Here is a 14649-nt window from a genome sequence, read left to right as displayed (position 1 = left end):
CGGAACTCCTGCGGATGGAAGGGGGTCGTTCGGGAGGGTGGTGGTTCGGAGGACCTCGGCTCGGAGGACCTCGGCTCAGAGGACCTTGGCCAGGAAGGCCCTGGTCCGCTCGTGCTGCGGGTCGTCGAGGACGGCCGCCGGGGAGCCCTGCTCGACCACCAGGCCGTCGTCCATGAAGACCACGGTGTCGGCGACCTCGCGGGCGAAGCCGATCTCGTGCGTGACCACGATCATCGTGGTGCCGCCCCGGGCGAGGTCCTTGATGACGTCGAGCACCTCGCCGACCAGCTCCGGGTCGAGCGCCGAGGTGGGCTCGTCGAAGAGCAGCACCTTCGGGTCCAGCGCGAGCGCGCGGGCGATCGCCACCCGCTGCTGCTGGCCGCCGGAGAGCTGGCGCGGGTAGGCGTCCTCCCGGTCGGCCAGGCCCACCCGGTCGAGCAGTTCCCGGGCCCGGGCCCGGGCCTCGGCCTTGGGCCGGCGCAGCGCGCTGACCGGCGCCTCGACGATGTTCTCCAGCACGGTCAGGTGCGGGAAGAGGTTGAAGTTCTGGAAGACGAACCCGATGTTGGTCCGCTGCCGCAGGACCTCGCGCTCCTTCAGCTCGTGCAGCCGGTCCCCCGACCGGCGGTAGCCGATCAGCTCGCCGTCGATCGCCACGAAGCCCCTGTCGAGCTTCTCCAGGTGGTTGATCGACCGCAGCAGGGTGGACTTGCCGGAGCCGGACGGACCGAGCACCACGGTCACCGAGCCGACCGCGACGTCGAGGTCGACGCCGCGCAGCACGGCCTGCGGGCCGAAGCTCTTGTACAGGCCGCGGACCTGCACCATGGGCTCCGCGGCGGGGGCGGGCTTCTCGACGGCGGTGGTCACGAGCGTCCTCCGGGGGCGGTCTCGACGGTGCTGGTGCGGGCACGCAGGCCCTGGACGAAGGTCCGGGCCCGCTGGAGCGGGGTGGGCGGCGGGGTCCGGTCGGCGCCCCGGGCGAAGTAGCGCTCGACGTAGTACTGGCCGATCGACAGCACGGTGGTGAGCAGCACGTACCAGACGGTGGCGACCATCAGCATCGGCACCACCCGGCCGGTGCGTCCGTAGACCACCTGGACCTGGTAGAAGAGCTCGCCGATGGCCATCACGTAGACCACCGAGGTGCCCTTGAAGAGCGAGATGACCTCGTTGGCGGCGGACGGCAGGATGCCGCGCATCGCCTGCGGCAGCACGATCCGCCAGGCCTGGCGCCAGCGCGGCACGCCCAGCGCGGCGGCGGCCTCCCGCTGGCCCGCGTCGACGGCGATGATGCCGCCGCGGATGATCTCGGCGGCGAACGCGGCCTGGTGCAGCCCGAGGCCGAGCACGGCCGCGCCGAGCGCGCCCAGCACGCCGATCGTCTCGAAGTCGCCGAAGGTCGGGCCGAACGGGATGCCGATGCCGAACGTCTTGTAGAGGTACGACAGGTTGAACCAGAAGACCAGCTGGACGATCAGCGGGATCGAGCGGAACGCCCAGACGTACGCCCAGGCGATGGACTGCAGGATCGCGCTGCGGGAGAGCCGCATCGCGGCCACCACGGCGCCCAGCAGGAAGCCCAGCAGGGTTCCGTAGGCGGTGAGTTCGACGGTCCGGCCGACCGCCCGCAGGATGGTGTCGGCGGAGAAGTAGACCCGGAACGTCGCCCAGTCCCAGCCGGGGTTGGTGGCCAGCCCGTGGGCGAACTGGGCGAGCACGACGAGCGCGGCGACGCCGGCCGCCCAGCGCCAGGGGTGCCGGGCGCGGACGGTGCGCAGCTCGGCGAGCTCGCCGAGGTCGAGCGGGGCGGTGTCCGGTCTGCCCGCGGACTTCCCGGGGGCGGCCGGAACGGCCGGGGTCGTGGTGGTGACGGTCATGGTGGGATTCCTCCAAGGGCCCCGGGGCCCGGACAGGGGGTCACGCGTGCTCGGGCGGGCTGATCTGGGACTCCTTGATGGCCGAGTCGGCCACCCCCCACTTCTTCAGGATCCGCTCGTAGCTGCCGTCCTTGATCAGCTGGTTGACCGCCGCCTGGAACGCCGGGGTGAGCGTGGAGCCCTTCTTGAACGCGAAGCCGACGTCCAGCCGGTGGAACTCCCCGAGGAACTTGGTGCCGGACGCCTCCTGGGAGGCCTGGTAGCGCAGACCGTTGATGGTGGACATCGAGATGTCCACCCGGCCCTGCTGGAGGCTGGTCAGCGCGGCGCCGGCGTCGCTGAACGCCTTCACCTCGTAGGGCTTCTTGCCGGCGTCGGTGCAGACGTTCTTCTTGGCGTTGAGGGTGGTCTCGAAGGTGGTGCCGGCGCCGGTGCCGATGGTCAGGCCGCACAGCTGGACCAGGTCGGTGACCGGCTGGATGCTCGTGTTGTCCTTCTTGACCGCGAAGCCCTGGCCGTCGTCGATGTAGGTGACGAAGTCGATGGTCTTCAGCCGGGTCGCGGTGACGCCGAAGTTGCCGGTGCCGACGTCGTACTTGCCGCTGCCCAGCGCGGGGAGGATGGTCTCGAAGGCGGCCTCCTCGCGCTGCACGGTCAGGCCGAGCAGCTTGGCCACCGCGTCGGAGAAGTCGATGTCGAGCCCGGCGGCCTTCTTGGTGGCCTGGTCGGCGTAGAACGCGCTGGGCGGGGCGCCGAACGAGGAGCCGAACTTGACCGTCCCGGCGGCGCGGACCTCCGCGGGAAGCAGGGCGGCGGCGGCGTCCGACTTCTTGAGACCGGAGATCAGGTCCTCGGCGGCGGCGGAGACGGCCTGCCCGCCGGGGCCCGGCGTGCCCCCGCTCTTCGGGTCCGAGCCGCACGCGGCCAGCACCAGGATCGGCAGCAGGGCGGTCGACGCGAGCAGGCGGCGGGCGGTGGTGGTTCTCACGGGGGCTGGTGCCTTTCGGTGCTTCGGTGCTTCGGTGCGGGACTCGGCTTCGGTGCCGGGCGCGGCTTCGGTGCGGGACGGTGTCTCGGTGCGGGACTCGGCTTCGGCGCGGCGGGGTGCTCCGGTGCGGCTGGGTGCTCGGGCGGTGCAGCGGTGAACCGGTGCGGTCGGGCTCACCGCAGGTCCTTCTCGAACGGCAGCGGGCCGATGGTCAGCGGGTCGGCCCCGACGTCGAACTGCGGGGTGTAGCCGGTGGCCAGGTACAGCTCCTTGGCCTCCGGCTGGAGCGGCCCGGTGGTGAGGAAGATCCGGCTGTAGCCGACCGCCGCGGCGGCCCGCTCCAGCTCGACCAGGACCCGGCGGGCCAGGCCCCGGCGGCGGTGCGCCGAGTGCGTCCACATCCGCTTCACCTCGGCGGTCCGCTCGTCGTACCGCTTGTACGCGCCGCCCGCCACCGGCTCGCCGTCCTCCAGGAGGATCAGCAGCACGCCGTCCGGCTCGGTCCAGCTGTCGGCCGGGTAGCGGGTCATCTCGCTGTGCGCGGACGGTCCGTACCGGCGGACGTACTCCTCGGTGAGTTCGCGCAGCAGCGGCTCGACGAGCGGGTCGTCGATGGTGACCCGGCGGACCTCGACGTCGAGGCCGGTGCCGGGGCCGGCGCCGCTCACGCCTGCACCGCGATCAGCTGCTGCCGGTCCCGCTCGTCCCGCTCGGCCCTGGCCGCCTTCTCGGCGTCCCGCTTGGCGACCTCCTCGCGGACGATCGGGATCACGTGCCGGCCGAAGTCGATGGTGTCGCCGATCAGGTCGTAGCCGCGCGCCGAGAGGATGTCCACGCCGAGGTCGTAGTAGTCGAGCAGCGCCTGGGCGACCGTCTCCGGGGTGCCGACCAGCGCGTTGGAGTTGCCGGCCCCGCCGGTGGCGGCGGCGGTCGGGGTCCACAGCGCCCGGTCGTACCGCTCACCGGCCTCGGCGATCTCCAGCAGTCGCCGGGAGCCGGTGTTCTCGGGGGCGGTGCCCTGCGGCTGCCCGCGGCGGACCAGCTCGCCGCCCTCCCGCCGGGCCTTGATCGCGTCGACCGTCCGGTGCGCCTTCTCCCAGGCCAGTTCCTCGGTCGGCGCGATGATCGGCCGGAACGCCACCTGGATCCGCGGCACGTCGCTCCGCCCGGCGGCCCGCGCCGCCTCCTTCACGCGCTCGATCTGCTCGGCGGTCCGGGCCAGCGGCTCGCCCCAGAGGCAGAAGATGTCCGCCTCGGCGCCGCCGGCCGCGTAGGCCGCCTCCGAGGAGCCGCCGAAGGAGACGCCCGGGCGCGGCTGCTGCACCGGGAAGACGTCGGAGACGAAGTCGTTGAACCGGTAGTACTCGCCCTCGTGGTCGAAGGGCTCCCGGCTGGTCCACGCCTTCTTGACGATGCCGATGTACTCCCGGGTGCGGGCGTACCGCTCGTCCTTGGTGAGGAAGTCGCCCTCGCGCTGCTGCTCGTGGTCGTTGCCGCCGGTGATGAAGTGGACGGTGAGCCGGCCGTCGCTGATCCGGTCGAGGGTGGCGAAGGTCTTGGCGGCGAAGGTCGGGTAGGACACGTTCGGCCGGTGGGCGAGCAGGATCTGCAGCTTGTCGAGGCGCGAGGCGAGGAAGGCCGCGGCGGGTGCCGGGTCGGGGGCACCGGCGCCGTAGGCGAAGAGCACACGGTCCCAGCCGTGGTCCTCGTGGGCGCGGGCCAGCCGCAGGGTGTAGTCGCGGTCGAAGGCGGCCGTGGTGCGGGCGGTGGTCTCCGAACCGTCGCCGGTGGCGGCTATGCCGAGGAATTCGACGGGCATGGTGGTGGAACCTTTCGGGTCGTGCGCGGTCCGGTGGGCTGCGGGTGGGCAGGCCGGAGAGGGCCCTGGCGGGGCCGGGCCGTGGTGCTGGACGGGCGCGTACGGGGTGGTGGCGGTGCGGTGGCCGGGTGGGCGGGTCCCCGGTGAACGGGTCGCGGGTGAGCGGGACCGCCCGGGTGTGCGGGGTGGCGTGCATGACCGGTCGGCCGGGGCGGGAGGGGAGACTGCCGGAGCGCAGAGCTGGGGAGGAGAGGGGCGGCGGCAGCGTGCGCCAAACGAACCGTCAGGTGACGACGGCTCTCCCGGCCCGCGACGGGGCACCGAGGGAAGGTCCTCCGCAGGAGGACGGGGCCGGCTGGACGGCCCGCTGCCGGGTCAGCCGCGACACGCCGCGGACCACACTCGACCGAAGTCGATGTGGTCGCGGGTGACCAGGGGCTGCTCGGCGTACATGGACCCAAGTTGAGCAGTGAACCATGCATGGCGTCAACCACCCTCCATTACCGCTCTGTTGCGATCTCCTGTCGCCCCGCGACGCGGCCCGGGGCCCCGGCGCACCACCCTTGACAGCCGCCGATCGCTCATGCGTACGATCACGGAGGAGTGCAGTGCAGGGCCGGCCGTGTTGAGGGACGCGGGCCGGCCGCAACGGCCGTACGTGACCACGCCGTGCCCCCCGCCTGCCCGCATCTCCGCCCTCCCGCCTGGAGCCTCCGCATGGCCACCCCGCAGGACGTCCTCCCCGCTCCCGCCCTCACCGCCACCACCGCCGCACCACCACCGGCCGCCGCCACCGACGCCACGGCGGCCGACGCCCGGATCGTCGCCCGCCACCGGACCGGCCAGTGGGTCTCCGCCGCCGTCGCCCTGCTGGTCTTCGCGATGGTCGTCAACTCCCTGGTCCGCAACCAGGCGTTCCAGTGGGACGTGGTGGCCGACTGGTTCACCGCCACCTCGGTCCTGAACGGCCTCACCCTGACCCTCTGGCTGACCGCCGTCACCCTCGCCCTCGGCTTCGTGCTCGGCACCGTCCTCGCCACCATGCGGCTCTCCACCAACCCGGTGCTGCGCACGCTCAGCTGGGTCTACATCTGGATCTTCCGCTCCACTCCGGCGCTGGTGCAGCTGCTGCTCTTCTTCAACATCGGCGCGCTCTACCCGACCCTGGGCATCGGCATCCCGTTCGGCCCGGAGTTCCTCACCGTCAAGACCGTCAACCTCTTCGGCCCCACCCTGACGGCCGTCGTGGGCCTGACCCTGCTGGAGGCCGCGTACGCCGCCGAGGTGGTGCGCGGCGGGATCCTCTCCGTCGACCGCGGCCAGCTGGAGGCCGCCTCGGCGCTCGGGATCGGCCGGCTGCGGGTGCTGCGGCGGATCATCGTCCCGCAGGCGATGCGCTCCATCGTGCCCACCGCCGGGAACATGCTGATCAGCGCGCTCAAGGGCACCAGCATCATCAGCGTGCTGGCCGTCTCCGACCTGCTCTACTCGGTCCAGCTGGTCTACCTGCAGTCCTACCAGGTCATCCCGATGCTGATGGTCGCCACCATCTGGTACATCGTGATCACCACCGTCCTCTCCGTCGGCCAGTACTACGTCGAACGGCACTACGCGAAGGGCGCCACCCGGGAGGGCCTGCCGCCCACTCCGCTGCAGAAGGCCCGGACCGCGTACCGGCGACTGCGCGCCGCGGCGGACGCCGACACCGGCGGCGGCGACACCGCCCCGGGCTCCGGCACCGGCCCGGGCTCCGGTCACGCCTCCGCGAAGGGGGCGGCCCGATGACCGCCGAGAGCACCCTGGTCGTCGTCGGCGCCGGCCCGCGCGGCACCGGACTCCTGGAGCGGATCGCCGCCAACGCCGCCGAGCTGCTGCCCGCCGACCGCCCGCTGCACATCCACCTGGTCGACCCGTACCCGCCCGGCGCCGGCCGGATCTGGCGCCACGAGCAGTCCCCCCTGCTCCGGATGAACTCGATGGCCGAGGACGTCACGATGTTCACCGACGAACGCTCCACCATCGACGGACCGGTCCGCCCCGGCCCCTCCCTCGCCGAATGGGCCTCCCACATCGAGGAGTTCGAGCCCTACCGGGAACTGACCGACCCGACCGTGCTGGCCGAGCTGCGCACCCTGGCGCCCACCGACTTCCCCACCCGGCGGGCCCAGAGCGCCTACCTGGACTGGGTGTTCCGCCGCGCCGTCGCCGACCTGCCGCCGCACGTCACCGTCACCGTCCACCGGGACACCGCGCACCGCATCGAAGGGCCGGTCGACGGCCCGCAGCTCGTCCACCTCACCGACCGGGTCCTCACCGCCGACCACGTCGTCCTCACCCTCGGCCACCTCGACTCCGCCCCGGACCCCCGGTACTCCGCCGACGCCGAGTTCGCCGCCCGGCACGGCCGCTACCACCTGCCGCCCGCCTTCTCCGCCGACGCCGACCTCGACGGCATCGCCCCCGGCGAGCACACCGTGCTGCGCGGCTTCGGGCTCGCCTTCGTCGACCTGGTCTCGCTGCTCACCGAGGGCCGCGGCGGACGCTTCGACCGGACCGACGACGGCCTGGTCTACCGCCCCTCCGGCCGGGAGCCGGTGATCCACGTCGGCTCGCGACGCGGCGTGCCCTACCACTCCAAGACCGACTACCGGCTCCAGGGCCCGCGCGCGCCGCTCCCCCGCTACTTCGACGCGACCGCCGTCGACGCCCTGCTCGACCGGCCCGGACCGATCGAACTACGGCGCCAGGTCTGGCCGTTGATGGCCAAGGACATCGGCTTCGGCCACTACCACGAGCTGTTCCACGCCCACCCGGAACGCACCGCACTGCCCTGGGCGGACTTCCTCGCCGGCTACGACGCCCACGACTGGTACTCCCCCGAACTGAGCGCCCTGGTCGAACGCGCCGTCCCCGACCCGGCCGACCGGCTCGACCTCGAACGCCTCGACTTCCCCCTCGCCGGCCTCGAACTCGGCAGCGACGAAGAACTCCAGGCCCACCTGCGCCGCTACATCACCGAGGACGTCGACCGCCGCGCCGACCCCGCGTACAGCGCCGACCTCGGCGCCTTCCTCGCCCTGCTCTCGCTCTTCGGCCAGCTGCCCCGGGTACTCGCCTCCGGCCGGCTCACCGCCCGCTCGGTCGCCGAGGACGTCGACGAGTGGTTCTTCGGCTACTTCAGCTACCTCGCCTCCGGGCCGCCCGGCTTCCGGCTGCGCCAGCTGCTCGCGCTCTCCGAGGCCGGCGTGGTCCGCTTCCTCGGCGCGGGCGTCAGGGTCGAACGGGACGAGGCCGGTGGCACCTGGCGGGCCTCCGGCGCCACCGTGCCCGGCCACACCGTCACCGCCACCGCGCTCGTCGAGGCGTACCTGCCCAAGCACGCCCTGACCCGCACCCGCGACCCCCTGCTGCGCGACCTGCACCGCACCGGGCGCATCGTCGAGGAGGTCGTCACCGACGAGGAGTACACCCACCGCTCCGGACTGCTCACCATCCGGCCGGGTGACAGCCGCGTCCTCGACCCGGCCCTCGACGACGGACCGCACCCGCGCCGCACCGCCCTCGGCCCGCACACCAGCCTCCGGGCCGCCGCCGCCTTCGCCCGCCCGCGCACCGACTCGCCCGGCTTCCGCCAGAACGACGCCGCCGCACGGGCCCTGCTCTGCACGCTGGCCCGGACCGGCTCGGCCGTCGCGGTCTGAGCGCCCCGGTGGGAAGGGGGGCGGACCCCGGTCCCGCCCCCTCCCCACCGGGCCCCGCGCGCCGGCCCACGCGCGCCCGCCGGCGGGCCGCCCGCGACGCGTCCCACCTGCGGCCTTCTTCCTCCGACCGCCCGGCGCGCCCTACCACGACGGCCGTCGCGCCGGCCCCCGTCACCCGAACGGATGGAAGGATGGGCTCAGGCCCCCGCGAAGGAGCTGCGGGCCGAACGATCCGAGGAGCGCAGTCATGGCCAAGCAGGCCCCGCAGAGCGATCCGGCGCAAGACGCCCCCCGGGTGTCGGCGCCCCAGCACGCCGCGGCCGGGCTGCCCGCCGTCGGCCACAGCCTGCGGATGGCCGCCGAGCAGATGGGCGCCCGCCGCACCCTCTCCACCCTGCTCAAGGTCAACCAGCCCGACGGCTTCGACTGCCCCGGCTGCGCCTGGCCCGAACCGGGCAAGACGCACACCGCCGAGTTCTGCGAGAACGGCGCCAAGGCCGTCGCCGAGGAGGCCACCGAACGCCGGATCCGCGCCGAGTTCTTCGCCGCCCACCCGGTCGCCGAACTGGCCGGGCGCTCCGGCTACTGGCTCGGCCAGCAGGGCCGCCTCACCGGTCCGATGCTGCTCGACGAGGGCGCCACCCACTACACCCCGGTCTCCTGGGACGACGCCTTCGCGCTGATCGCCGAGGAGCTCCGCGCCCTGGACACCCCGGACGGCGCCGCGTTCTACACCTCGGGCCGGACCAGCAACGAGGCCGCGTTCGCCTACCAGCTCCTCGCCCGCCGGCTCGGCACCAACAACCTGCCGGACTGCTCCAACATGTGCCACGAGTCCTCCGGCTCGGCGCTCACCGAGACGCTCGGCGTCGGCAAGGGCAGCGTCAGCCTCCAGGACCTCTACCAGGCCGACCTGATCATCGTGGCCGGCCAGAACCCCGGCACCAACCACCCCCGGATGCTCTCCGCCCTGGAGCGGGCCAAGCGCGCCGGCGCGGCGATCGTCAGCGTCAACCCGCTGCCGGAGGCCGGCCTGGAGCGGTTCAAGAACCCGCAGCAGGCGCGCGGCCTGGTCGGCCACGGCACCAAGCTCACCGACCTCTTCCTGCAGATCCGGCTCGGCGGCGACCTCGCCCTGTTCCGGGCGCTCAACCAGCTGATCCTCGACGCGGACGGCGTCGACCGGGCGTTCGTCGACGAGCACTGCCACGGCTTCGACGAGTTCGCCGCCGAGGCCCGCCGGACCACCCGCGAGGAGGTGCTGGCCGCCACCGGCCTGCCCTGGGCGCAGATCGAGGAGCTCGGCCGGCTGGTCCTCGCCTCGAAGAAGGTCATCGTCTGCTGGGCGATGGGCCTCACCCAGCACAAGCACTCCGTGCCGACCATCCGCGAGGTGGTCAACTTCCTGCTGCTGCGCGGCAACGTCGGCCGCCCCGGCGCCGGCGTCTGCCCGGTGCGCGGCCACAGCAACGTCCAGGGCGACCGGACGATGGGCATCTTCGAACGCCCCTCGACGGCCTTCCTGGACGCCCTCGGCAAGGAGTTCGGCTTCGAGCCGCCGCGCGAGCACGGCCTCGACGCGGTCGACACCATCCGGGCGATGCGCGACGGCAAGGTCGGGGTGTTCTTCGCGATGGGCGGCAACTTCGTCGCCGCCACCCCGGACACCGACGTCACCGAGGCGGCGATGCGCCGCTGCCGGCTGACCGTGCACGTCTCCACCAAGCTCAACCGCTCGCACGTGGTCACCGGCGCCCGCGCCCTGATCCTGCCCACCCTCGGCCGCACCGACCGGGACGTCACCGCGCGCGGCGCCCAGTTCGTCAGCGTCGAGGACTCGATGGGCCAGGTGCACTCCTCGCGCGGCGGCCTGCGCCCGCCGGCGCCCGGGCTGCTCTCCGAGGTGGCGATCGTCTGCCGGCTGGCCCGCGCGGTGCTCGGCCCCCGGGACACCGTGCCGTGGGAGGACTTCGCCGCCGACTACGACACCGTGCGGGACCGGATCGCCCGGGTGGTCCCGGGGTTCGAGGACTACAACGACCGGGTCCGCCGCCCCGGCGGCTTCACCCTGCCGCACGGCCCTCGCGACTCCCGGACCTTCCCGACGGCGACCGGGAAGGCCAACTTCACGGTCAACCCTCTCACCGCCCCGGAGGTCCCGCCGGGCCGCCTGCTGCTGCAGACGATCCGCTCGCACGACCAGTACAACACCACCGTCTACGGCCTCGACGACCGCTACCGGGGCATCCGCGGCGGGCGCCGGGTCGTCCTGGTCAACCCCGAGGACGCCGCCGGGTTCGGCCTCGCCGACGGCGCGTACGTCGACCTGGTCGGCGAGTGGAAGGACGGCGTCGAACGCCGCGCCCCGCACTTCCGCGTGGTCCACTACCCCGTCGCCCGCGGGGGCGCCGCCGCGTACTACCCGGAGACCAACGTCCTGGTCCCGCTCGACTCGACGGCCGACATCAGCAACACGCCCACCTCCAAGGCCGTCGTGATCCGCTTCGAACCCGACTCCGGCGCGGAGGTCTGACCACCGCGCACCTCCCGCAGTGCACGGCGGAGAGGCAGCAGTGCGCCCCGCCGGATCCCGGCGGGGCACCGTGCTGTTCGGGGTGTCGTCAGTTCTGGCCGGGCGGCAGGGTGCCGGTCGCCGTGCCGGTCGCCCTACCGGAGGCCGAGGCGGTGCCGGTCGCGGTGGCCGAGCCGGACGCGGCCGGGGTGCCGGTGGGCGTCCCCGTCGGCGTGCCCGTCGGCGTGCTGCTCGGCGGGTCGGTCGGCGTCCCCGTGGGAGTGCCCGTCGGCGTACCGGTCGGCGTCCCCGTGGGCGTGCCCGTGGGAGTGCCCGTGGGAGTGCCCGTCGGCGTCCCCGTGGGGGTGCCGGTCGGCGTGCCGGTGGGCGTCCCGGTCGGGGTGCCGGTGGGAGTCCCCGTCGGCGTCCCCGTGACCGGGTCGGTCGGGGTTCCCGTCGGAGTGCCGGTCGGCGTGCCGGTGCCGTCCGGGGCAGGCGTGCCGGGAGCCGGCGCGCCCGGGGCCGGAGCGGTGCCGGGCACCGGGGCGTCGGTCGGCGCTCCCGGCACCGGAGCGACGGGCACCTGGTTGAGCGGGCTCGGCGCGATCGCGGTGACGGAGTCCCAGCCGGCCGGCAGGTCCGGCACCTTCCAGGCGCCGCCGGCCTCGTCGGCCGCGCCGTCCGGGTCGGGACGGACGGCGCCGAGGATCGGGTTGCCCCCGATCGGCGCCACCTTGACGACCGAACCCGGCCGGGGCGCGTGGACGACCAGGCCGCCGCCGATGTACATCCCGACGTGGGTGGCGCCCGCGAAGTAGATGATCAGGTCGCCGGCGCGCAGCTGGTTGAGCGGGACGTGCTGGAGCCGGGCCCACTGCTCCTGGCTGGTGCGCGGGATCGGCTTGCCGGCGTGCAGCCAGGCCTGCGAGGTGAGGCCGGAGCAGTCGAAGACGTCCGGTCCGGCGCCGCCCCAGACGTACGGCTTGCCCAGTTGGGCGAGCGCGTAGGCGACGGCGCCCCGGCCGGCCTGCGAGGGGGTGCGCTCGCCCTGGCCGAGCACGCCGGAGGCGAGGAAGGCGATCTGGGCCTCGTCGGCCTTGGCCTTCTCCAGCTTCTCCAGGTCGGCCCGCTGGGCGCCGGTGAGCGAGGCGACCAGCTGCTCGACGGAGGCGAGGTCGGCGGCCATCTTGGCCTTCGCCGTGTCCTGCTGGGTGACCAGGGACTGCGAGTTCGCCAGCGCCTCCTCGTTCTGCTTCTGCAGTCCGGTGAGCGCGTCGCGGTCGACGGTCAGCTTGTTGAGGAACTCGGACTGGGAGCGGCTGGCCGCGGTCAGCAGCTCGGCGATGGTGACGGCCTCGTACGGGTCCTTGGAGAGCAGTAGCTCGGCGTAGGCGGAGACGGCGCCGTTGCGGTACTGGGCGGCGGCGAGCTGGGCGGCGACGTCGGTGCCGGCGTCGACCTGCTTCTGCTGGCGCTCCAGCTTGCCCTTGAGCTCGGTGAGCGCGGCCTGCTGTTCGGCGACCTTGGCCACCGAGGCGTTGTACTGCTCGGTGGCGGCCTCGGCGCCCTGGTAGAGCGCGTGCAGCTGGTCGAGGAGCGGGCCCAGGGTGGCCCTCGCCTTGGCGAGCGGGTCGGCGCCGGGGTCGGCCCCCGGGACGGTCGGGCCGGTGGTGCCGGGAACCGGCGGCGCGGGGTCGGCGTAGGCCGGTCCGGCCAGCGGCAGGGCGAGCGCGGCGGCCGCGAGGACGGCTCCGCAGCGCAGTGCGGCCCGCACCCAGGGTCGTGTGCCGGTCGACGGGCGTGTGCCTGTCCGCTCCGTGTGCTGCCCAGCCCCGCCCATGGGTCTCGCCCTCCCCGCCCACCTGCCCGTACTCCGGGGTCCCCGGATCCCCGCTGATCCTGCCATGTGTTACTCGCGGGAAACAGACCGCACCCGTACGGCTCGGTGAATTCTACGAGCAGGCTGTGAGACAGCTCTCAACAAAACGGGTGAAGTGGGCGTTTCTCCGCGAATGTCCAGCTCAGGGCAGTGACCGACACGCCCCGGCAAGGCTGCGGCAACCCCTCCGACACCATCGGAACCATGCGTCCGACGCCAGTTCACCTTCCGTTCATCAAGCGTCCCTAGCGTCGCGCACGACACCAACGTCAGTGCGACAACTACGACGATTGTTTGGGTATGGAACACATCTCGTTCCTGGTGGCCGTTGTGATCATCACGGCGCTCGCCTTCGATTTCACCAACGGGTTCCACGACACCGCCAATGCGATGGCCACCTCCATCGCGACGGGAGCCCTTCGGCCCAAGGTCGCGGTCACCATCGCGGCCGTCCTCAACTTCGCGGGTGCGTTCCTCTCCGTGAAGGTCGCCACCACCATCTCGGGCGGCATCGTCAACGAGAAGGCCGGCATCCATCCGGAGATCATCTTCGCCGCCCTGGTCGGTGCCATCCTCTGGAACCTGCTGACGTGGCTGCGCGGCCTCCCGTCGAGCTCGTCGCACGCCCTCTACGGCGGCCTGATCGGCGCCACCGTCGTCGGCGTCGGTGTCAACGGCGTCAACTTCGACACCGTCGTTTCCAAGATCCTCATCCCCGCCGTCGCCTCCCCGCTGGTCGCCGGCCTGGCCTCCTGGGGCGCCACCAAGCTGGCGTTCGCGATCACCCGCAGGAGCAACGGCGGGACGGTCAACAAGGGCTTCAAGACCGGCCAGATCTTCTCCTCCTCGCTGATCTCGCTGGCGCACGGCACCAACGACGCCCAGAAGACGATGGGCATCATCACCCTGACCCTGGTCTCGGTCGGCGCCCTGCCGAAGGGCGCGCTGCCCCCCACCTGGGTCATCATCTCGGCCGGTGCGGCCATCGCGATCGGCACGTACATGGGCGGCTGGCGGATCATCCGCTCGATGGGCAAGGGCCTGGCGGACATCACCCCGCCGCAGGGCTTCGCCTCCGAGTCGGCCGCCGCGACCGTCATCCTCACCTCGTCGCACATGGGCTTCGGCCTCTCCACCACCCAGGTCTGCTCCGGCGGCATCATGGGCGCCGGTCTGGGCGGGCCGAAGGGCCAGCTGCGCTGGAGCCTGGTCCGCCGCATGGTCTACACCTGGGGCCTGACCCTGCCCGCCGCCGCCACGGTGGCCGGCCTCGCGGCCTTCCTCGCCGAGCAGGGCACCTGGGGCGTCGTCCTGGTCGGCGCCGTGCTGGTCGCCGGCTCGGGCGCGATGTGGATCGTCTCCCGCCGCCAGCCGGTCGGCGCGGACAACGTCAACGAGGTCCACGACGTCACCCCGGTCGAGGTGGACCCGGCCACCGCGCCCCCCACCCCGACCCCCGCCTCGACCACGGTCGCGGCCTGACCGCCGCAGGCTGAGGAGCACAGCACCATGCACATCAAGTGGAACGCCCTGGCCCAGACCGCCGGCTTCAGCTTCGGCATCACGGTCGCCGTGGTCACCGTCTTCGCGCTCGGCATCCTGGCGCTGTCGCGTCACGAGGCCGCGCTCACCGCGCGCCGCGAGGCGGCCGGCCCGGGCACCTCGGTGTCCGGCAGCCGGCTGGCCCTGGCCGGCGCGTACGCCTGCTTCGCCGTCTGCGGCGCGGCCGTCCTCTACGGGCTGACGCTGATCGCCGGCCGGTAGCCGCCACGCCCACGGGCGCCGAGTACCCGACACCGGCACCGGCACCGGCACCGGCACACGGGCACGCACGCACACGGCGGGAGGGCCGGGAGTGGATCACCACTCC

11 protein-coding genes are annotated in these 14649 nt (G+C 73.2%); 5 read left to right on the top strand and 6 right to left on the bottom strand.

Annotated features, from left to right (window positions below):
• Positions 1–75 precede the first annotated feature (75 nt).
• The 5 genes from ACFWOG_RS20325 to ACFWOG_RS20305 form a co-directional block, all read right to left on the bottom strand.
• The gene (locus ACFWOG_RS20325; protein WP_329952294.1) at positions 76–828 is read right to left on the bottom strand and encodes an amino acid ABC transporter ATP-binding protein; all 753 of its coding nucleotides are present in this window, start codon (positions 826–828) and stop codon (positions 76–78) included.
• A 38-nt stretch (positions 829–866) separates the two neighbouring features.
• Positions 867–1880, bottom strand: a complete 1014-nt coding sequence (locus ACFWOG_RS20320; protein ID WP_329952242.1) for an amino acid ABC transporter permease — start codon at positions 1878–1880, stop codon at positions 867–869.
• A gap of 40 nt (positions 1881–1920) precedes the next feature.
• Entirely contained in the window at positions 1921–2868 is a 948-nt protein-coding gene (locus ACFWOG_RS20315; RefSeq protein WP_329952243.1) for an ABC transporter substrate-binding protein, read from the bottom strand.
• Between the two features lie 173 nt (positions 2869–3041).
• Positions 3042–3536: a GNAT family N-acetyltransferase gene (locus ACFWOG_RS20310; RefSeq protein WP_329883064.1), complete on the bottom strand. Its 495-nt coding sequence runs from the start codon at positions 3534–3536 to the stop codon at positions 3042–3044.
• Complete coding sequence (locus tag ACFWOG_RS20305) at positions 3533–4687, bottom strand: LLM class flavin-dependent oxidoreductase (protein ID WP_329883065.1); 1155 nt, start codon at positions 4685–4687, stop codon at positions 3533–3535. The genes ACFWOG_RS20310 and ACFWOG_RS20305 overlap by 4 nt, the downstream gene beginning before the upstream one ends.
• A gap of 717 nt (positions 4688–5404) precedes the next feature.
• On the opposite strand from ACFWOG_RS20305, the gene ACFWOG_RS20300 reads away from it, so the two are divergent.
• From ACFWOG_RS20300 to ACFWOG_RS20290, 3 genes are all read left to right on the top strand, one after another.
• On the top strand, positions 5405–6472 hold the full coding sequence (locus ACFWOG_RS20300) for an amino acid ABC transporter permease (protein ID WP_380360034.1): 1068 nt from the start codon (positions 5405–5407) through the stop codon (positions 6470–6472).
• Positions 6469–8388: an FAD/NAD(P)-binding protein gene (locus ACFWOG_RS20295; protein ID WP_329952245.1), complete on the top strand. Its 1920-nt coding sequence runs from the start codon at positions 6469–6471 to the stop codon at positions 8386–8388. The genes ACFWOG_RS20300 and ACFWOG_RS20295 overlap by 4 nt, the downstream gene beginning before the upstream one ends.
• Positions 8389–8635: 247 nt before the next feature.
• Positions 8636–10921, top strand: coding sequence for an FdhF/YdeP family oxidoreductase (locus ACFWOG_RS20290; RefSeq protein WP_380360032.1), 2286 nt, complete (start codon positions 8636–8638; stop codon positions 10919–10921).
• Positions 10922–11009: 88 nt separating this feature from the next.
• Here ACFWOG_RS20290 and ACFWOG_RS20285 read toward each other — a convergent pair whose 3' ends face one another.
• Entirely contained in the window at positions 11010–12674 is a 1665-nt protein-coding gene (locus ACFWOG_RS20285; protein WP_380360030.1) for an NlpC/P60 family protein, read from the bottom strand.
• A gap of 405 nt (positions 12675–13079) precedes the next feature.
• On the opposite strand from ACFWOG_RS20285, the gene ACFWOG_RS20280 reads away from it, so the two are divergent.
• Entirely contained in the window at positions 13080–14261 is a 1182-nt protein-coding gene (locus ACFWOG_RS20280) for an anion permease (RefSeq protein WP_380360028.1), read from the top strand.
• A gap of 27 nt (positions 14262–14288) precedes the next feature.
• Positions 14289–14543, top strand: coding sequence for a hypothetical protein (locus ACFWOG_RS20275; protein WP_329883071.1), 255 nt, complete (start codon positions 14289–14291; stop codon positions 14541–14543).
• Positions 14544–14649: the final 106 nt, after the last annotated feature.

This window comes from Kitasatospora sp. NPDC058406, assembly GCF_042722765.1.
In the GTDB taxonomy this organism is placed as follows: Bacteria; Actinomycetota; Actinomycetes; order Streptomycetales; family Streptomycetaceae; genus Kitasatospora.
This window is presented reverse-complemented; position numbering and strand designations above follow the sequence as displayed.

Coding starts and splice junctions, on each gene's coding strand:
- ACFWOG_RS20305 (WP_329883065.1), bottom strand. CDS start 4,687: ATGCCCGTCGAATTCCTCGGCATAGCCGCCACCGGCGACGGTTCGGAG.
- ACFWOG_RS20325 (WP_329952294.1), bottom strand. CDS start 828: ATGGTGCAGGTCCGCGGCCTGTACAAGAGCTTCGGCCCGCAGGCCGTG.
- ACFWOG_RS20290 (WP_380360032.1), top strand. CDS start 8,636: ATGGCCAAGCAGGCCCCGCAGAGCGATCCGGCGCAAGACGCCCCCCGG.
- ACFWOG_RS20280 (WP_380360028.1), top strand. CDS start 13,080: ATGGAACACATCTCGTTCCTGGTGGCCGTTGTGATCATCACGGCGCTC.
- ACFWOG_RS20275 (WP_329883071.1), top strand. CDS start 14,289: ATGCACATCAAGTGGAACGCCCTGGCCCAGACCGCCGGCTTCAGCTTC.
- ACFWOG_RS20320 (WP_329952242.1), bottom strand. CDS start 1,880: ATGACCGTCACCACCACGACCCCGGCCGTTCCGGCCGCCCCCGGGAAG.
- ACFWOG_RS20295 (WP_329952245.1), top strand. CDS start 6,469: ATGACCGCCGAGAGCACCCTGGTCGTCGTCGGCGCCGGCCCGCGCGGC.
- ACFWOG_RS20300 (WP_380360034.1), top strand. CDS start 5,405: ATGGCCACCCCGCAGGACGTCCTCCCCGCTCCCGCCCTCACCGCCACC.